Annotated in this window: 14 protein-coding genes; 9 read left to right on the plus strand and 5 right to left on the minus strand. The window is 67.9% G+C overall.

Annotated features, from left to right (window positions below; all coding sequences use genetic code 11):
- Positions 1 to 168 precede the first annotated feature (168 nt).
- Entirely contained in the window at positions 169 to 909 is a 741-nt protein-coding gene (locus HDA45_RS41400) for an IclR family transcriptional regulator (protein ID WP_184904943.1), read from the minus strand.
- A gap of 48 nt (positions 910 to 957) precedes the next feature.
- Between HDA45_RS41400 and HDA45_RS41405 the strand changes: the two genes are divergently transcribed.
- From HDA45_RS41405 to HDA45_RS43150, 7 genes are all read left to right on the plus strand, one after another.
- Entirely contained in the window at positions 958 to 2,073 is a 1,116-nt protein-coding gene (locus tag HDA45_RS41405; RefSeq protein WP_184904945.1) for a cupin domain-containing protein, read from the plus strand.
- Entirely contained in the window at positions 2,070 to 2,906 is an 837-nt protein-coding gene (locus HDA45_RS41410) for a fumarylacetoacetate hydrolase family protein (RefSeq protein ID WP_184904947.1), read from the plus strand. Before HDA45_RS41405 ends, HDA45_RS41410 begins: the two co-directional genes overlap by 4 nt.
- Positions 2,897 to 3,472, plus strand: a complete 576-nt coding sequence (locus HDA45_RS41415) for a maleylpyruvate isomerase N-terminal domain-containing protein (RefSeq protein WP_221471389.1) — start codon at positions 2,897 to 2,899, stop codon at positions 3,470 to 3,472. Before HDA45_RS41410 ends, HDA45_RS41415 begins: the two co-directional genes overlap by 10 nt.
- Positions 3,473 to 3,599: 127 nt before the next feature.
- Positions 3,600 to 4,838, plus strand: a complete 1,239-nt coding sequence (locus HDA45_RS41420) for an MFS transporter (RefSeq protein WP_184904949.1) — start codon at positions 3,600 to 3,602, stop codon at positions 4,836 to 4,838.
- A 31-nt stretch (positions 4,839 to 4,869) separates the two neighbouring features.
- Positions 4,870 to 6,381, plus strand: coding sequence for an aldehyde dehydrogenase family protein (locus tag HDA45_RS41425; protein ID WP_246480954.1), 1,512 nt, complete (start codon positions 4,870 to 4,872; stop codon positions 6,379 to 6,381).
- 1,006 nt (positions 6,382 to 7,387) lie between these two features.
- Entirely contained in the window at positions 7,388 to 7,786 is a 399-nt protein-coding gene (locus tag HDA45_RS41430) for a hypothetical protein (protein WP_184904951.1), read from the plus strand.
- 622 nt (positions 7,787 to 8,408) lie between these two features.
- Positions 8,409 to 9,116, plus strand: coding sequence for an SEL1-like repeat protein (locus tag HDA45_RS43150; RefSeq protein ID WP_184904953.1), 708 nt, complete (start codon positions 8,409 to 8,411; stop codon positions 9,114 to 9,116).
- A gap of 489 nt (positions 9,117 to 9,605) precedes the next feature.
- On the opposite strand, the gene HDA45_RS41440 is transcribed toward HDA45_RS43150, so the two are convergent.
- Positions 9,606 to 11,159, minus strand: coding sequence for a protein kinase domain-containing protein (locus HDA45_RS41440; RefSeq protein ID WP_184904955.1), 1,554 nt, complete (start codon positions 11,157 to 11,159; stop codon positions 9,606 to 9,608).
- 2,145 nt (positions 11,160 to 13,304) lie between these two features.
- On the opposite strand from HDA45_RS41440, the gene HDA45_RS41445 reads away from it, so the two are divergent.
- A complete protein-coding gene (locus tag HDA45_RS41445; protein ID WP_184904957.1) occupies positions 13,305 to 13,547 on the plus strand; it encodes a hypothetical protein in 243 nt (80 codons plus the stop codon).
- Positions 13,548 to 13,558: 11 nt separating this feature from the next.
- Here the strand turns inward: HDA45_RS41445 and HDA45_RS41450 are convergent, their stop codons facing one another.
- Both HDA45_RS41450 and HDA45_RS41455 read right to left on the minus strand, forming a co-directional pair.
- Entirely contained in the window at positions 13,559 to 15,202 is a 1,644-nt protein-coding gene (locus HDA45_RS41450) for a WXG100 family type VII secretion target (RefSeq protein WP_184904959.1), read from the minus strand.
- Positions 15,203 to 15,302: 100 nt separating this feature from the next.
- Positions 15,303 to 16,082, minus strand: a complete 780-nt coding sequence (locus HDA45_RS41455) for an SDR family NAD(P)-dependent oxidoreductase (protein WP_184904960.1) — start codon at positions 16,080 to 16,082, stop codon at positions 15,303 to 15,305.
- Positions 16,083 to 16,167: 85 nt separating this feature from the next.
- Between HDA45_RS41455 and HDA45_RS41460 the strand changes: the two genes are divergently transcribed.
- A complete protein-coding gene (locus HDA45_RS41460; RefSeq protein ID WP_184904961.1) occupies positions 16,168 to 17,013 on the plus strand; it encodes an MmyB family transcriptional regulator in 846 nt (281 codons plus the stop codon).
- Here HDA45_RS41460 and HDA45_RS41465 read toward each other — a convergent pair.
- A complete protein-coding gene (locus HDA45_RS41465; protein ID WP_184904962.1) occupies positions 16,972 to 18,195 on the minus strand; it encodes a PucR-like N-terminal domain-containing protein in 1,224 nt (407 codons plus the stop codon). The genes HDA45_RS41460 and HDA45_RS41465 overlap by 42 nt on opposite strands.
- Positions 18,196 to 18,245: the final 50 nt, after the last annotated feature.

Here is an 18,245-nt window from a genome sequence, read left to right on the forward strand (position 1 = left end):
GTGCGGTCGGAATCCACGAATAAGCGCGGTCGAAAGTCGCGGATATAGCCAAATGTCTGAATCTGGTTGCTGCCCGAGGATGAAGACGCGTTCGACCGGGCCGCCGGTAACCGCCATCATGCAGGTCCTGTGCTCGGCGGCACTCGGTTCGCGAGTCCCGCAGCGGGTTCACGACGCTGTCGGGAGTTCCTTCTCGACGCGGGTGGCCGCGGTCTTGAGCAGCGCGACCCATTCTCGGACCGGGTCGGCGCGGAAGCGCGTGGTCGGCATGGCAAGGGCCATCGCGCCGCAAGCCGGCCCGTGCGGGCTCCGCACAGCGACTCCGATCGCGGTGAGGCCCTTCTCGGTGCGCTGGTCGTTGATGGCGAAGCCTTCGGCGCGCACCCGTGACAAGTCGCGGTAAAGCCGGCGGCCGTCGACGTCTTCGTCGTGGTAAAGCTCCATGAGTTCCTCGGCGGACTTCTCGGCCAGGATGGCCCGGCCCCCGGCGGTGTGGTGCAGCGGCATGACGAAACCGGTGCGATCGGCCACGCGCAGAGTCCGGGCGCACTCCACCGTGGAAATGAAGCGGCCGTCGGTCCCGACGGGCACGAGCAGGGTGACTGTCTCATTGACGAGTTCCATGAGCCGGCGCATGCAGGGCCGCGCGACCTGCCACAGCCGCTGGGCGCCGGGATCGGGCGCCTCCACAGGCCTGAGCATCGGGCCGGGGCGGTAGAGCCGGTCGGCGTCCTGGGTCGCGAACTCACGGTAGACCAGCGACGTCAGCAGCCGGTGCGCCGTCGAGGGAGCGATCGAGATCCGGTCGGCGACGTCCACCAGTCGCAGCGGCCCCTCCTGCTGCAACAGGATCGCGACCTGCAGTGCGTGATCGACCGAGTTCAGCAGCGACGCCGGCGGATTCCGCATAGAAGAAAAGTATAGCGACTCCCCTCGGCCTCGGAGATCGTTCCGGCCATGGCCTCACCCACTCTTCCGAGCCTGCCGCGAAGCAGCGCGCCGGACCAACCGGAAATGACTCCCGAGCTGGACCGGCTCTACTCACGTTTCGAGGAGGAGTCCCTCGTCCCACTGTGGTGCGAGATCGGCGACCTCATGCCCGCCACGCCCAGATCGGCGGCGCGGCCGCACCGATGGTCCTGGCACTCGCTCTCCGCGATGGCCGCCCAAGCAGGCGCCTTGGTGCCGGTGGGCCGCGGCGGGGAGCGCCGGGCGCTCGCGCTGGCGAACCCCGGACTCGGGGGACGTCCGTTCGCCACCCCCACGTTGTGGGCGGCGATCCAGTACCTCAACCCGGGCGAGGACGCGCCGGTACACCGGCACACGCAGAACGCGTTCCGGTTCGTCGTCGAGGGCGAGGGTGTGTGGACCGTGGTCGACGGCGACCCGGTCGCGATGCGCCGCGGCGATTTCCTGCCGCAGGGAGGCTGGCACTGGCACGGCCACCTCAACGCCAGCGATGCCCCCATGGCCTGGATCGACGGCTTGGACATCCCCTTCGCCTACGCCACCGACTCCACGTTCTTCGAGTTCGGTCCCGACCAGGTGGGGGACGTGGGCACCCCGGAGCGGTCGCGTTCCGAGCGGCTGTGGGGACACCCAGGGCTGCGTCCGCTGACCCATCTGGCCCCTTCGCGCAAGACGCCGCTGCTCGCCTACCGCTGGGAGCACACCGACCGTGCGCTGCGTGAGCAACTGGAGCTGGAGGCGGAGGGCTACCCGGCCACCCCGGAGCCCGGTCACGCGGCGGTGCGGTACAGCAACCCCACGACCGGCGACGACGTGCTGCCGACCCTGCGCACCCAGTTCCACCGGCTCGCACCCGGCACCGCCACCGCGGAGCGCCGCGAAGTGGGTTCGGCGGTCTTCCAGGTCTTCGAAGGATCCGCCAGGGTCACGGTCGGCGATTCGACCTGGCACGTCGACCGAGGTGACCTATTTGTCGTCCCGTCGTGGCAGGCGCTCGCCATCGCCACCGAACACGGGATCGACCTGTTCGAGTTCACCGACGCACCGATCTACGAGCGGCTCGACCTCGCACGGGCAGAGGCCACCCGCGGGAGCACGCGATGAAACTGGCCACGATCCTGATCGACGACACCACCCGCGCGGCCCGCGTCGACGGCGAGACGTACACGGCACTGGCCGCGGCAGATGTCCGCGAGTTACTCGAAGATCCTTCGTGGCGGACGAAGGCGCGGGAGCCGGGGGAGCGGTACACCGCCGCGGAGGTCCGGCTCGCGCCGGTGGTCCCGGCACCGGGCAAGGTCGTCTGTGTCGGCCTGAACTACCGGACCCACATCCTCGAGATGGGGCGCGACCTCCCCGAGTACCCCACCCTGTTCGCGAAGTTCGCCGACACCCTCATCGGTGCCCACGACGACATCGTTCTCCCTCCGGAGTCCGGCTCGGTCGACTGGGAGGCGGAGCTGTGCGTGGTCATCGGTGCCACGGTCCGCCGTGCCACGTCCCAACAGGCTGCCGCCGCGATCGCGGGATTCACGGTGCTCAACGACGTCTCGATGCGCGATTGGCAGTTCCGCACCCGGGAGTGGTTGCAGGGGAAGAACTTCGAAGCCAGCACGCCGATCGGACCGGTGCTGGTCACGCCCGACGAACTGCCGGGTGCCGTCCGGCCCGCTTTGACCATCACCACCGTGGTCGACGGTGAGGAGATGCAGCGCGCCGACAGCGGTGATCTGGTCTTCGACCCGGTCGCGCTGGTGGAGTACGTCTCGACGATGATCACGCTCCGCCCCGGCGACGTGATCGCCACGGGCACGCCGGGCGGTGTCGGCCACGCCCGGAAACCGGCGCGCTACCTGACCGCGGGAAGCAAGGTCGTCACCACGATCGAGCACATCGGCTCGCTGGAGAACACGGTGAGGTCCGAGTCGTGTACCTGACATGGATGCGGGCGGGGACCGAGCGGCTCCTCGAGATCGTCGACGGGCTCGAGGAACCGCGGTTCGCCGAGCCGTCGCCGCTGCCGGGGTGGACCATCGGCCATCTCGTGGCTCACCTTCACTTCAACGCGCGCGCCTTGGGGCGACTGGCTTCGTGGGCCGCCACCGGCGTCGAGACCCCGATGTACGACGGCGCGGGGCAGCGCGAACAGGAGATCTCCGCCGGGGCCACCCTGCGGCCCGTGGTGCTGAAGGGGCTGGTGCGCGAGTCGGCGGCCGAGCTCGACGGCCTCTTGTCCGCACTGACCGACGAGCAATGGTCGAGCTCTGTCGTCACGGCCCAGGGCCGCACGGTCTCGGCCGAGGAGATCCCCTGGCTCCGGGTCCGCGAGGTCGTGGTCCACGGGGCGGACCTGGACGGCGACACCTGGGCGCAGTGGCCGGAGGAATTGCTGAGAGCGCTGGTCGTCGAGATCGTCGAGCAGCGTTTTGCCCGTGGCCAGGCCGCCGCTCTCGCGGGCGTCCTCACGGGCCGATCGCCCGCGCCCCTCCCACCCTGGCTCTAGGCGGACCGCTTTCCCGAGTTTCACCGGCGCGACCACGCGCCGGCCACTGGCGACCCTGAAACGAGGAACCGGCATGCAGGAACCGGCCGTCACGTCCGCAGCCCCAGTCAGGGCTCATCGCGCGGCGATGCGCGTAACCCTGCTGTGCTGGATCATCGTGGTGATCGAAGGGTATGACATCGTCGCCTTCGGCACCGTCGTCCCCGTGCTGCTGGAGAACCCGGAAAACGGGTTCACCCCGGAGAACATCGGCTGGATCGGCTCGGCCGTCTTCGTCGGCGCGATGGTCGGGGCACTGTCGTCGGGAGCGCTCTCCGACCGTTACGGCCGTCGGCCCGTGGCCATCGGCGCGGTGGCGATCTTCACCTTGTTCACGGTCTTGTGCGGGGCGGTCGAGGCCGTCTGGCCCCTGGCGCTGTTCCGGCTGCTCGCCGGGCTGGGTATCGGGGCGATCCTGCCGGCCGCGTCCGCGCTCACCTTGGAGTACGCGATCCCGCGATATCGCACCCTGACCTACACCTTGATGCTGTCCGGTGTACCCGTCGGTGGTGTGTTCGCCGCGGTGACGGCGTTGCCGGTCATCCCGGCCTGGGGGTGGCAGGCGATGTTCCTGCTCGCCGGGGCGCCCGGCGTGATCTGCCTGTTCGTCACCGCCAGGTGCCTCCCCGAGTCGCCCCAGTTCCTCGACGCCATCGGGCGCCGCGACCGTGCCACGGCCATCCGCGCCCGGTTCGGGCTGGACGCGCCGGTACTCGAGGTGGTCACGCGGGAGAAGACCGAGGGCGTCTTCGGCCGGTCCTACCGGGGCGCGTCGGTCGTGTTCGCCACCGCGACCTTCTGCGGGCTCTTCGCCTGGTATGGGCTCGCCACCTGGCTCCCCGGCCTGATGTCGAAGGCGGGCTACGCGCTCGACTCGTCCCTGGTCTTCCTGCTCGTCCTCAACCTCGGTGCGGTGACGGGCTCGCTGGTCATCGCCGCCGCGAGCGACCGGTGGAGCAACCGGCCCGTCGTCGTTCTCACCTACCTCGGCATGGCCGCCGCCTTGATGGCGCTCTCGATCAAGCTGCCGTCTTTCCCGCTCCTGGTCTGCATCGCCGTGGCCGGCGTCGGCGGGCACGGCGGTCAGATCCTGATCAACGCCTTCGTCAGCGCCTCGTATCCGACCGGCCGTCGTGCACGAGCGCTCGGGTGGTCCCTCGGTGCCGGCCGCGCCGGCACGATCGTGGGACCGATCGTCATCGGGTGGTTGGTCAGCGGCCGTGACCCTTTGACCGGATTCGCCGTCTTCGCCGGACTTGCCGTCATCGCGGCGGTCCTGCTGGCGCTGTGTCCCCCGACCCCCGCCCTCCGCTCACACGACAGCTGACCCGATTTCCCCTTCACAGAACGGTTCGAGCATGACGAAGGCACTCCCGCACGCGCGGCACTTCATCGACGGCAGCTGGCAGGACTCCACGAGAACCGGTACGTCCACCGGGCCCGCCACCGGTGAGGCCCTGGGCACCTTCGCCGACGGTGGGCGCGCGGAGGCCCAGGCAGCGGTCGAGGCTGCCAGGGCCGCCTTCGAACGCACCTCCTGGTCTCGCGACCGCCAGGCGCGGGCGACCGCCCTGCTGCGGCTGGCCGATCGTCTTGAGGCTCGCCGCGACGACCTCGTTTCGTTGCTGGCGAAGGAGAACGGCAAGACTCTCGGCGAGTCCGCGTTCGAGGTCGACATGTGCGCCCCCAAGCTCCGCTACGCCGCGGCTCTGGCCCTGGTCGACAGCGGCCGGTCGGCCGAGGTGCGGCCCGGGTACTACAGCAGCACCTTGCCCGAGCCGATCGGTGTCGCGGGCGTCATCGTGCCGTGGAACTCCCCGGTGGTGCTGGCCGTGCGGTCGTTCGCGCCGGCACTCGCCGCCGGCTGCACCGTGGCGATGAAGATGCCCGCGCAGACGGCGTTGGTCAACGGCCTCCTCGCCGAGGTCGTCGCCGACGTCTCGGCGTTGCCTCCCGGTGTCCTCAACCTCTTCACCGAGTCCGGCGACGACGGCGCGCGGGAGTTGGTTTCCTCTCCTGGCACCGCGGCGATCAGCTATACCGGGAGCACCGCCGTGGGCCGCGTCATCATGGCCGAGGGGGCACGGACCCTGAAACGGCTGTCGCTGGAACTCGGCGGCAAGACACCGATGATCGTGTTCGACGACGCCGACCTCGACGCCGTCGTCCCGGTGCTGACCGCGGCGGTCACCACGTTCGCCGGTCAGTTCTGCATGACCGGCAGCAGGATCCTGGCTCACGAAGCGATCGCGGCCGAGCTGCGCGAGCGTCTCATCGAGGCGCTGTCGGCGATCCGGCTGGGCCCGGGCGACGACCCGGAGAGCCAGATGGGCCCCATGATCGACCGGGCATCCGTGGACCGGGTCGACCGGATCGTCCAGGAGGCCGCTCGAACGGCCACGGTGCTGGTGCGCGGGGGACCGGTCGAGGACGGCCCGCTCGCGGATGGCGCGTACTACCGGCCCAGCCTGCTGGAGCCCCAAGGCCCCGACGACGACATCGTGCGGCGTGAAGTGTTCGGTCCGGTCGCCACCTTCGAAGTCTTCCGCACCGAGGACGAGGCCGCGCGATTGGCGAACAGCACCGAATTCGGCCTCGCCGCGTCGGTGTGGACCACGAACGTCGACCGGCCGCTGCGGCTCGCGCGGGAACTGAAGGCGGGCACGGTGTGGACAAACGCCTGGGCGGTGGTCCACGACGAGTTCGAGGAAGGCGGCTTCGGGCAGAGCGGAATCGGTCGTCTCAACGGTCCGCGGAGCCTCGAGGCGTTCCAGGAGATCAAGCACCTGGTACGCGTGGCCCCGGCGGAGCAACGAGTATCGCCACAGCCGTCGAACTCAGCATTACGTCGGCGGCTGCACCAGGTGTAGGACCGCACGACGCAGATCTCTTCCTCCATGATGCGCGACTCAGCGACCCGCGTTCGCAGAATGGCTCGGCAGACCTGGCGGCGAGGGTGAGCGAGTGGATCCGTGCCTTTGCCGCCGACGGCGAGGTCCGGTCGCGGGAACGTTGCGCGCGCTGAATCCTCGAGTTTGGGTTGGCTCCTCTCGTGGTATTGACGGACATCGTCGCTGTCTTCCTTTCGTTGCCGGAGATCGAGCCGTTCGGGTTGTTGAAGTCGCTGCCCGACGGGATCGTCGCCGAGGCCGAGCAGTGGCGTGATCACGTCGTCGAGGTCGAGACCGGACTGCCGCCCAACCCAGCGCCTGGTGCACTGCGCAGGGGATGTGGGATCTGCTCTGCCCGACCAGCGTGCCGTGCGGAAGTTCGACACGGCCGGTCGTGCTGACGCGCGGATGGTTGCGGTGCTGCGCGAGGTGATCGCGGCCGAGACCGACGCGTCGACGGGCACCCGGTCGAGGTTGATGCGGCGCGCGGTCAAACGACTGGAGACCGGCAAGAGGTCCTCGTCGCCTTCGACCGGATCGGGCACCCCGCCGCCGAGGACATTCGGTCCCTGCTGCGCGGACGAGGCCTCGACTAGCCGGCTCGTTTGGCCTTGCCCTCAATCATTTCAGCGCTGCCTTAACCTCCTTGCTCCCTCGGTGCTCTTCGTGGATTACTGGCCTTCGTTCTTCCTGGCAATTGCGAAGGAGTAGAAGTAAAGAGCTGAGCATGACCACCATCGCTTTCTCCGCTGCGGCGCCATGATCCGAACTCCGCGCCCACACGGCTGCTCCAAGGCTTGCGGCAACGAGTGACGTGGTGCCTGGAGCCCACCTCGGGCGCCTGGGTGGCCGATCCCAACACCGATCTGGGAACGCTCGTTCCTGCGCCGTCCGGAATGCTGAGGGCCCCCCTTTTTCGACGCGAATTGACTGTGGCCAATCAATCCCGAAGTTCTCGAAATCTCAGAAAGAAAAGGAGAGGACCATGTCCAAGAAGGTAATGTGGCGGCTACTCGGTGCCTCCGCGGTACTCCCTGCCGTCATCGGCGCGACCGGATTGGCGGGGCCTGCGGTGGCTGCCGCGGACGACGTCCACTTCATGACCCGATCGGTGTCATGCGCGAGCCTCAGTAGCGACGAGTTGTCGCGAGTGTGGCACGGGCACGACCGCGTGGGCGGCTGGTGTTTCGTCGATGGCGGCGACTGGGACGCTCAGCCTGGCGGTTCCATCAATGTGCACAGCTATTGCGCGGGCGACCACAAGTCACTGATCCGGTACAAGCTCCGCAACGACCCATACCTGTACTCGTCCACGGCTGACAAGTTCACGTGCCAGCCGTGGGACTACAACGCGAACATCGTCAAGATCACCCGCACCAAGTGACTCCACGGGTGACGTTTTGATCTCGGTGTGCGGGGAGGCTCTCCCCGCACACCGGTGACGTCGTCCGACGTCGCCGCAGCCCTAATTTCTTTCCGTGCGAGGCGTTTCGCGGGAGGGATCAGAATGCTCAGCAGGAGAAGGTTCGCACAGGCCGTCATCGCCGCATCGGCGGGAGCCACTGTGGCGGGTTGTTCGGCGCGAAGGTGCAGCGGGCATACAGGTAAACACGACCGGAGAACAACTTCACATTAGGAGAATCGGGAAAGACCACGGTCGGACGCCCCATTAGTGGCGCCACCGCGCCCGCCAGGTCACCCGCCTAACCTCGCATTGTGGCGAGGACGTTGCGAGTGCGCCGACGACGCGATCGGCAGCCTCTTCATACTCATCCGCGGCGCCGCTGTCCTGGCGGTCGACGACGAGACCGAGCACATGACCGATTCCGCCGACTAGGTCCGGACACCTGCTCGACTCGCGTTCACAGCTACTTGGCGAGCGGCAGCACGGCTGCTTGGTCCACCACCGAGTTCGTCCGGATAGGCAGCTGTTGTCCCTGTCCTCGGGGACCTCGGGTTCCGGTTTGGTTTGTGGGCCGGTCGCGGGTGGCGGGGAGCATGCCGCGGTGGCCGAGCCGTGGTTGGATCGGCGAGGTTCGGCGGATCCCGTGATCGCGGCAGTATTGGGGGCGGTGGAAGTGTTCGAAGATCTCTACTCGGGAGCCGAGCGCGGTGACCTCGAGGCGATGTTCACGCTCGGGGTGTACCTGAAAGTCGCAGGTAGGGTCAGCGAGGCTGAAACGTGGTGGCGGCGAGCCGCCGAGGCCGGGTACGTCAGCGCGATGGTCAGTCTGGCGCGGATTCTGGATGACCGGGTTGAGGCCGAGGAATGGTGGTGGGAGGCCGCGGAGGCCGGTAACGCCGAGGGGATGACTGGATTGGGGCTGCTGCTCCGGGACGCCGGTGACGCGACGCAAGCCGAGGCCTGGTTCCGGAAGGCGGCTACGGCAGGGGATGTCGAGGGGATGTTCTCACTCGGGCTCTCACTGGGAATGGAGCGCCTGACCGAGGCTGAGCAGTGGTTTACCAAGGCGGCCGGTGAAGGCCATCCCGGTGCCATGTACATGCTGGGGACGTTGAGGTACGACCAGCGCCACCTGATGGAGGCCGAGGAATGGTTCCGGAAGGCGGCCGAGCGGAAATATTCTCCTGCGATGTACAGCCTGTGGGAGCTATTGCGTGAGACCGGCCGGCGCGAGGAGGCCACTGCCTGGCTGAGGCGGGCCGCTGAAGAAGGCTTCGGCCCTGCGCGCGAAGCCCTGGGCTGGGAATAGGCGGTCCACGACCGAATTCGTAACGCAGATTCGAACAACCTAAATGATCGAGTCCTTGCCGGCGTAGATGTGGGAGCAACGCGACGGGGATACCTGGCCAGCGTGGTCTACGACTGGATCGGCGTAGCCTGCGGAGCAATCACGATGACCGCCAACCGCGCTCGCCGAATTCGCGGGCCCAGGCGAGCCCGATCTGCTGTGCCGCTTGGTCACCATCGGCCCTGGCTCTGACGGATCCGTTGTCGTCGAGCTCGCGCACCACGCACTGAACGGCAACTGGCCGCGACCAGCAGGCGAGTCGGTGGCCCCGCGGTCGTCGGCGGCAGTGGCGACATGGAGCCACTTGGTGGCGAACGCACGCGATCGCGATAACCCCTGCTCAAGGCCGTCAGGCTCAGATGGAGGGCAGTCGGCCCGCAATGGACTTGGCGAGTCCGATGGCCATGTCGCAGCGCTTGTCCGAGGGGATGCGTTCCTTGGTCTCCACGGTCACGTCGGCAACCTCGACCCACACGCCGTCGGCCGGGTCCGCGGCACGGTATCGCCGGTGGACGATCGTGACTTCGCAGCCGATGTCGTTGTCTCCGGCCAGCTGGTCGGGTTCGACGAAGGCATCCCGGGAGCCCACCGTGATCTTCGTGTCGTCCGGTCCAGCGACCGGGGGCGGTTGCGGTGGAAGTCGACGATCACCTGAAGCGGCGCTTGTTCCCAGTAACATGTCCACTGGCCGAAATCGGGCTCCGGCTTGACCCCGGCGACCCCGAGTACGGCCGTTGTGTCGGCCGGTTCGAGCAGGTCGCAAGCGCTCAATCGGCGTAGTGAGTCGGCCGTTGCCACGGGTCGGCGGGGAATCTCCCCGGCAGCGAGGACCGTGATCACTCCGCTCGCGACGGCCTCGGCCATACCGCAGAGGTCCGTCGGCCGGTTTTCCCTGTGTCGGGCGAAAACACCGACTTCGTGACCATCGGGCATCCAGATGTACCGCGGGCATTCGCCGTTCGCCTGTGCGGGCCGCTGGATGGGCCCGAGACGGCCCCGGCGGTAGTCCGGCGGAGGTGGGTCCAGCACTCCGCGGAGCTCTACCCGGACTTCGGCAACGTCGGCTTCGTCCGGGCTCAGCCTCACCCGGACGAAGCAGTTGTAGAACGGGCCGAACTCGGTATCCAGCTTGACGTCCCCGAACCGGGCGAGCGATGCCGGTTCGATCAGGGAACAGGGATCGGCCGTGCGCTCGTCGCCCATGCCGCCGATCTTGGACTGTTCGAGGACTGCGCGTTCCTGGACGACTGGGGAACGCCAGGCGGACCCGATCGCGAATCCGGCGGTCAGGGCAACGACCAGAGCGATACAGGCCAGCAATAGCCGGGTCGGGACCGGTCCGCGGCGGTGCCGGGGGTCGGCCAGCGGGGCGAGTGGCGCGCCTTCACCGGTGATGTCCTCGAGCAGGCGCTTGACCATCCGGGCGGCGGGCCGTCGTGAGGGCAGGGCGTCCAGCACCGTGGCCAGTACCGGGGTCAGGTCTCCGGCTTCGGGCAGTGGATCCATGTCACCGGACGCGGCCCGGCGCAACTGCACCGTGGGGCCCTGTTCGCTCGGGCCGCACGGTGAGTACCCCGTCAGAGCGGCGAATAGCGTCGCGCCAAGGGAGAACACATCCGCCGCGGCTTGAGCTTCCTGACCGTCGGCTACCTCGGGCGCGAGGTAGCCGGGTGTCCCATCCACCTGTCCGCCGCCCGTCCGGGTCACCTCCGCCCAGTGCGCGATGCCGAGATCCGTCAGCTTCGCGGTGCCGTCTTCGCCCACCAGCGCGTTGGCCAATTGCGCGCCGATCCGCGCCGCGGTCGGGGTTAAGCAACCATCGGCCTCGATGATCTCGGACAGGCTGCGTGACGGCAGACATTCCATGACCAGCCAGCGGATATCGTCGTCAAGCACCACGTCGAATACGATAACGAAATTTGGATGATGCAGACCGGCGCCGATTCGAGCTTCCCCCCGAATCTGCCCGTCATCACCTGTATGGGATTGCTTGAGCGCAACCACCCGGCGACGACCTGCTCACGCACCTGATGAGACTAGCAGCATCATCTCACAATGGCCGGACAACGAGAAAGAGGTTGAAGCGGGAGTATCACGTCGTCGTCCGAGAAAACGCGTACCACTGTTACCACATACGCCTCGGGAGGGCTCCCGGTTCGCTTTCATACAGTAGTGGTCGTCCTTGCGCGGTGTCGGCCGGATCAAACGGGCTGGCGGGCTTGGTCAAGCGAAAGAAAGGAGAATAAAGTTGCTCAGAAATTCGATAACGCGAGTCGCAACTATTCTTGCCCTGGTAGTCGCACTCGTAGGCCAGGCACCTCTTGCAGCCAACGCATCCGTCGAAGGCGCGGCGTACCTCGGATGGCGACTCCACCTGGACCCGGATGCACCTCCCGGGTCAACCGCCGAGCGCCGACGAGAAATCTACCTGGCCGCCGGCAATTACTACTGGGAGGTGTCGGCCACCCGAGTAAACGGTAATTACTACCTGCAAAAGCGGAGTATCTATCTTGCTGCCGGTACATACAAATGGTATGTAGGGGTGACAAAGACGACCACCGGCACGGAGTACAACTATGTTTCCAGTCTTCGCACAGGAAATCTGCAGCCGGCCGTAATGAATGGACACTTTCTCGTTCACGCCTGGGGTGAATATGAGATTCAATCGTACCTCGAACAACGATGATGGCCGAAGTCAGGTGCGCGTCTGCTTGAAACGATTACCTGCGTCTGGCTAAATTCGTGCGCAATAGACTGAAATCAGCGCCGCAAGCCTCGGATGGATGGGGAATCCAACTGAGGCTTGCGGTAATCGCCAGGTGCGTACAACCTCCCTGGTTGTCGATTGATTGGACCCAGTGTCGGGTGCACGGTCGCAGACCGTGCGGTGCGGTGATTTCCGCAATCAGTGCCACCTGCTCAGTTCGGTAGTTCTACGGATGGGATGGAAGACGCTGCTCGGCTGTCCTGGGGTAACCACGCAGGGATCGGACGCTGGCGAGGCGGCTCAAGATCACGGTCAGCTCGATGCCCAGCACGGCTGGATCGTAGGGGCGGAACGACGTCGGTCGCACGAACGAGGAGCCCGGGGGAGATGGCGCCCAAGCCGCCGGGACGGCACACAGGGTCGTTCGTGCCTGCGGCCGGCAGGTTGTTTCGGCGATGCCTGAGGGGCACAAGGATCGGCTTTCGCGGTCCTAATGCTGCAACGACGAACCGCGCAGAAAGATCTGTCACGACAACAGAAACAGGGACCCGATCTCGGCCCTGCGAGCACATGCTTCGGTGGAACGGGCGCTGCCCAGGCAGAGGCGTCAGGGCAGCCGCGGCGAGCTGATCGACGCCGAGGCTCACCAATCTCGGCAGTGCAGTGACCCGTGGCTGTAACCGCTCCCCACGAGCCTTGGGCAACGCGTTCGCCTTCATCTTCGTTCAGGCTGCCGTCCGCAGGTGTTCGCCGAAGGCCCCGCCCCGGCCGGGAAGACTCACTCAGTTATTCGCACCGGCAGAACCTGATGCGACACCGCGACAAGCTACGCCCCACTGGGCGCAGGCCCACGACTCGACCAGCACAAGCGCGCCTGAAAACGCAGCCTGACCAGGCGCGATGCCGCAAAAGCCAGGAGTAGCCGTCACCACCGTCGCCAGCTGCGCATGAACGGTCGATGACGCTCAAAGTCAGGCCGTTGACCAGGCAAAACGCTCTCAGGTCGCCGTTGAGCGCCGAACGGCAGTCATCCGGTGTCATCCACCCTTGGCAACCGCCGATCGCCACCGACGCTACATGCCTGATTCAGAACGCTACGGCGAACCAGTTGGGCTGGTTCTGATGCAACAAGACTGATTGGCCGACAGCAGCCGAACGAGCCCCTCCCTGATCCCCACTTCCCAGACGCTCAGTCATAAGGGGCATTATCACGGTGCATATCTGGACCACTGGTTTAGCGTGTTACTCGCGCGAAACTAAATACGCGTATCGCGCAAACGGACAAAACGGCCTGGCTGGACAGTGGCGGGTGAAGATGGGAGGGGGACGAGGAGAAGCGGTGCCGACGCGCGCCGCGGCGGTGGTGTGGCGCATGCAGGCCTGCTCGCTCTGATTCCGGCGTGTGAGCCGGAGGTCCGTGCGATCGACCCGGACGCGGCCGGGTGCGCTCCGCGCCCGAAGCCGACGTCGTCGGCGATCGGCTCACCTCGCGCCTGGCCGCCCAGGCCGTACGCACCGCGGACCAGGTGAAACAGACCGTCCGTCGGGCAGACAGGAGCGGCAAGATGCCGATCTTCATGCTCGACCCGGAGCAGGCGGAGCTCGACGGGATCACGGAGGCGCCCGCCGGTCGTGCCGGCGAGCTCGTCCCGGCACTCGCGTACGCGCTCGCGAAGCGTCCCTGATCCCGACCCGGCTAGGAGAGGACGTCGCCGAGCTTGTCCAGTCCCTCGCGAATCCCGTCCTCGACGCGCCGGTAGGTGTCCGCGCCGGTGACCAGGCTGTCGGCGATGCCACCGACGGCGTCCACACCCGCTGTCAACCGGTCACCCGCCGCGGTGATGCGCTTGGTCAGGGTGTCGCTGAAGGTGGCGGCGGCGGGAACGTCGCCGAGCAGACGCGGCACCAGTTGCAGCCGAGACAGCACGCCCGCGGCGGTGCTTAACCTCGACGTCGCACCGTCCAGGACGCCGGCGGCGCCGACGAGCGAGTCGGGATCGGTCTCGTAGCCGGCATCTGCGGAGGAGAGCGCACCGTCCGGATCGAGACCCAGCTCCTCCAGGGAGATCCTGGTCAGCTCCGGTTCGTCCCATTTGGAGCCCGGGTTCTTCTGGTAGCCGTAGGCACCGGATTCGTGCGCCAGCACGATCTCCCCGTCGATCTCGACGGCTTCCTCCACGCCGTGCGAGTCGTAGCCGTCGTCGTTGCCCGGCTCGCCGCCTTTCAGCTCGATTTCTTCTCGATCGTTGAAGTCGTACCACTCCGGTGTCCGGTCCTGGCGGTAGAACCTGCCGCTGTGCCCGTCGGAGGAGGAGAAGATGAACTCGTCGTCGCGCACCACTACACCCTGGACGTTGTCAGGTGTCTCGATCGGGTCTCCGGCCTTGTCAGGCTGGGGTGACCCGTTGTCGCCGACCGGAACCTCGTAAAGCCGGTTGTTGGTGTAGTCGCCCACGAAGAGTTTGCCCTGGGCGTAGGTGACATAGCTGTGGGCGGGCGTCTCGACCACGTCGATCGCGTTGACCGGTTTGCCGCTGTCCTGGGCGGCGTCGAGCTGGGCTTTGTCGTAGACGTACACATATCCGTTGGACGAGACCCAAACGTGCTCACCGTCCGTCGCGACGCCGCCGGTGTGTGTGGGCGCGCCGACTTCGCCGTCACCGTCGAGATAGACGTTCCCCGCTTCCCGGCCGGTCTCGTAGTCGACGTAGGTCAGCCTGCTCGGAGTCAGCCCGGGACCGATCGGGTTGTCTCCTTTCCCGTCACCGTCGCCGTCGTGATACGAGCCCACCAGGAGGTTCTTGCCGTCGTAGGCCAAACCCTGCGACGTCCACGGTTCCCCGGGATCGACGCCGCTGATGTCGGCGTTCCCGTCGCTGTCCCAGCCGCCCTCGTCGCCGGTCGTGGCGGCGAAGGCGTTCAGGCGGCTCTCGTAGGTCTGCTGGGCGACGGTCAGCGCACGGACGGTCTTCATCGCGATATCCGGCGCTTCGAGCAGATCGCTCAGACCGAGCTTGCGCCACGGCGCGATGGCGTTGTCGGCCGAGGCCCGCAGCGCGGAGTACGCCTCCGCGGCGCCGTCGACCGCCGCTTCCGCGGTGTCGAGCCGGGCGTACACCTCGGCGAGGTTCCGCGAGGACTCCTTGGCCTTGCCGACGAACTCCGCCGCCGCCGTGCCGCGCCAAGACCGCGCCGCTCGCAGCGCACCGTCGGAGATCCCGTCCGCGACGGTCTGCAGCGACTTCTTCGTGTCGGCGATCGTGGCGCCGACCTCGGCGATGCCCGCGGCGTCTCCCGAGGTGAGCTTGGCATGGAGCGGTTCGGGATCAAGGAACGGCATCGGCTTCTCCTCGGGCAAACCCCTGGTCAGGGGTGGGTCGTGCGCGTTCAGACGTCGACGGGTGGACACCGGTTCCGCGCCTCACCCACTCCTGACCGGGTCAGGACAGCATGCCGCCGTCCACCCGCAGCACCGTGCCGGTCACGTAGGAGGCCCGGTCACTCAGCAGCCATGCGGCGGCCTGCGCGATCTCCTCGGGTTCTGCCACTCGCCCCAGTGGGGTCCGCGCGTTGAGCTGGTCGAGGATGCCCGGCGAACTCGTGACCCACTCGTCGAACATCTCGGTCATCGTCGTTCCGGGGGCGACGGCGTTGATCCGGATTTCCTCCGGACCGTAGGTGACGGCGGCCGAGGCGGTGAGGCTGTTGACGCCTCGTTTCATCGCGCCGTACGCGGGGAGATCCGGGTTGGCCATCAGGCTGCCGACGCTGGTGTTGTTGACGATGGCCCCGGTCCCCGCGGTCGCCCGGATCGCCTCGATCTCGGCGAGCATCGACAGCCACGGGCCCTTGAGGTTCACCGCGTAGATGTGGTCGAAATCGGCTTCGGTCACCTGATCCATCGGGCCGGGCGGCACGTTCGTCGCGCCGTTGTTGAAGGCGATGTCGAGCCTGCCGTGCAACTCCACGGCACGGTCGACGGCCGCGCGGATGCTCGCCGTGTCGCCGAGGTCGCACACCACGTGGTCCGCGACGCCGCCAGCCTCGCGGATCTCCTCGGCCACGGCCTTCAGCTGGGTCTCGGTGCGGGCGGCGAGCACGACGCGGGCGCCTTCCCTGGCGAACAGCCGCGCGGCGGCCGCACCGATACCGCGGCCCGCGCCGGTGATGAAGGCGACCTTGCCGTCCAGCAGGCCCGAAACAGTCGTTGTGTTGGTCATGGCACCGACAATTCACCCGCGCCCGGTGCCCATCCAGGCATCGGCGGTACCTGGCTGGCGCGCCGCCATCGTCCACACTGGAGTGGTGGACAGACGACAACTGGCGGACTTCCTGCGCAGCAGACGCGAGCGGATCACCCCCGCCGACGTGGGCCTGCCCGCCGGACCGCGCCGACGCACTCCCGGCCTGCGCCGCGAAGAGGTGGCGCAGCTGGCGTTCATCTCGACCGAGTACTACACGCGCCTGGAGCAGGCCCGTGGTCCCCGTCCCTCGCGTGAGGTGCTGGCCGGGCTGACCAGGGCGCTGCGGCTGTCGGATGCGGAGCGCGATCACCTGCACCACCTCGCCGGTGCCCCGCCGGGACCGCCGCCCGGCCCCTCCCGTGAGGTCCGGCCGAGCATTCTCGCGCTGCTGCAGCGGCTTCCGCAGGCCGCGGCGATCGTGCTGTCCGCGACCTACGAGGTGATCGCCTGGAACGACCTCGCCGCCGCGCTGATGGAGGACTTCTCCGCGCTGCCGCGGCGCGATCGCAACCTCGTCCGGCGCGCGTTCCTCGGATCGCCGGGGCGGCGGATGTACGGGGTGTCCGACGTCGAGGAGTTCTCGGCGAGCGCGGTCCGGAACCTGCGTGCCACCGCGGGCCGTTACCCCGACGACCCCGAGATCACCGGTCTGATCGGCGAACTCCTCGACGGCAGCGAGGAATTCGCCCGGCTGTGGGCCGCGCACGACGTCTGCGCCGCACCCACCCTGTGCAAGACGTTCCAGCATCCGCTGGTCGGCCCGGTCAGCGTGAACTGCGACGTCCTCGACATCACCGACCGCGACCAGCAGGTCGTGATCTACACCGCCGACCCCGGCACCCCGTCGGAGAACGCGTTGCGGCTGCTATCGGTCGTCGGGACGCAGCGGATGGACGTCCCGCTCTGAGTGCTTTGTAGGTTCCCTCGATACCAGTGGATCGATCCTCAGCGCGATGGCCAAGGCGAAGCGGCCCGCCGGGTCGTCGATCGTGCCGCCGAAAAGTGTGCGCAGCTGCCGGATCCGGTAGCGGACGGTCTGGACGTGGACGTGCAGTTCGACGCCGATCGCCTGGGGCTGGTCGGGCCGCGCGAGCCACGCCGCGAGGGTCGCCGTCAGCCGTTGCCTCGCCGGTTCGGGCAGATCGGCCAGCGGGGCGAGGACGTCGTTCGCGAACTCGGCGGCGAGTTCGGGATCTGCGGTGAGGAGCAGGTCGATGCGGTGGTCGGTGGTGTGCACGAGGGCGCTGTCGCCGAGGGCGCCGGTGCGGGCGAGCCGCCACAGCGCACTGGCCCGGCGGGCGCTGAGCGCGGCCGAGTGAAGCGGCACCGCCGGGCCCACCCCGGCCTGGTCGCGGCCGAGCAGATCCCGGAGCCTGCCGAGGTACCACTCGAGCCTGTCGGCGGGCATGGCCACGGCCGTGAGGTCGTGGTGACGGCCGATCAGCACCCGTCCCGGCATCCGGTCCAGCAGCTGCGGCGCGACATCGGCACTGGTGACGGCGACGACGAGGCGGCCGGGCAGCACCCACGCCGCCTGGCTCGCGGCGTCGTCGAGCACCTCTCTGGTGGCCGCCGGTTCGGAGAGCAGCAGGCCGAGGAGCCTGTCCCGCCGCGCTTGCCCGGCCCGCGCCGCCTGTGACCGCGCTTCGGCGTACCCGTCGGCGGCCGAGGCCGAGAGTTCGGCGATGAAGGCGAAAAGCGCCTCGCCGAGTTCGACGATCGCCTGGGTCGGCAGTTCCACCGCGGGCGCCGCCGAGGTGAGCTGCCGCCACACCTCCAGCGCCGCCGACTGGTAGAAGCCGAGCATCTCCTCCAGGCTGCGGCCGGCGGTGTGCTGGGCCCGGCCCTGCGCCCGGTAGACCTCGCGATCGCTGGTGACGTCGGGATGGCCGATCTCGCTGAAGAAGGAGTCGAGCGCGACGTCGAGGGTGGACTGGAGGTTCGCCGCCGTCCGGTCGTCGAGCGGGATCCGCAGCCCGGCGCGGACCTGGTCCATCGCGGCGGACGCGATCGCGGCGGTGTCCGGCTCCAGCCGGGTCAGCACCGAGGCGTCCAGCCGGCGCCAGGGCTGTGCCGGCTGCAGGGGCATAGAGGCAACCTACAAAACTCCGATCAAGAACGCGCGCCTCCGTTCTAGTG

Source organism: Amycolatopsis umgeniensis, assembly GCF_014205155.1.
Classification (GTDB): domain Bacteria; phylum Actinomycetota; class Actinomycetes; order Mycobacteriales; family Pseudonocardiaceae; genus Amycolatopsis; species Amycolatopsis umgeniensis.

Coding starts and splice junctions, on each gene's coding strand:
- HDA45_RS41400 (WP_184904943.1), bottom strand. CDS start 909: ATGCGGAATCCGCCGGCGTCGCTGCTGAACTCGGTCGATCACGCACTG.
- HDA45_RS41405 (WP_184904945.1), top strand. CDS start 958: ATGGCCTCACCCACTCTTCCGAGCCTGCCGCGAAGCAGCGCGCCGGAC.
- HDA45_RS41410 (WP_184904947.1), top strand. CDS start 2,070: ATGAAACTGGCCACGATCCTGATCGACGACACCACCCGCGCGGCCCGC.
- HDA45_RS41420 (WP_184904949.1), top strand. CDS start 3,600: ATGCGCGTAACCCTGCTGTGCTGGATCATCGTGGTGATCGAAGGGTAT.
- HDA45_RS41425 (WP_246480954.1), top strand. CDS start 4,870: ATGACGAAGGCACTCCCGCACGCGCGGCACTTCATCGACGGCAGCTGG.
- HDA45_RS41430 (WP_184904951.1), top strand. CDS start 7,388: ATGTCCAAGAAGGTAATGTGGCGGCTACTCGGTGCCTCCGCGGTACTC.
- HDA45_RS41450 (WP_184904959.1), bottom strand. CDS start 15,202: ATGCCGTTCCTTGATCCCGAACCGCTCCATGCCAAGCTCACCTCGGGA.
- HDA45_RS41455 (WP_184904960.1), bottom strand. CDS start 16,082: ATGACCAACACAACGACTGTTTCGGGCCTGCTGGACGGCAAGGTCGCC.
- HDA45_RS41465 (WP_184904962.1), bottom strand. CDS start 18,195: ATGCCCCTGCAGCCGGCACAGCCCTGGCGCCGGCTGGACGCCTCGGTG.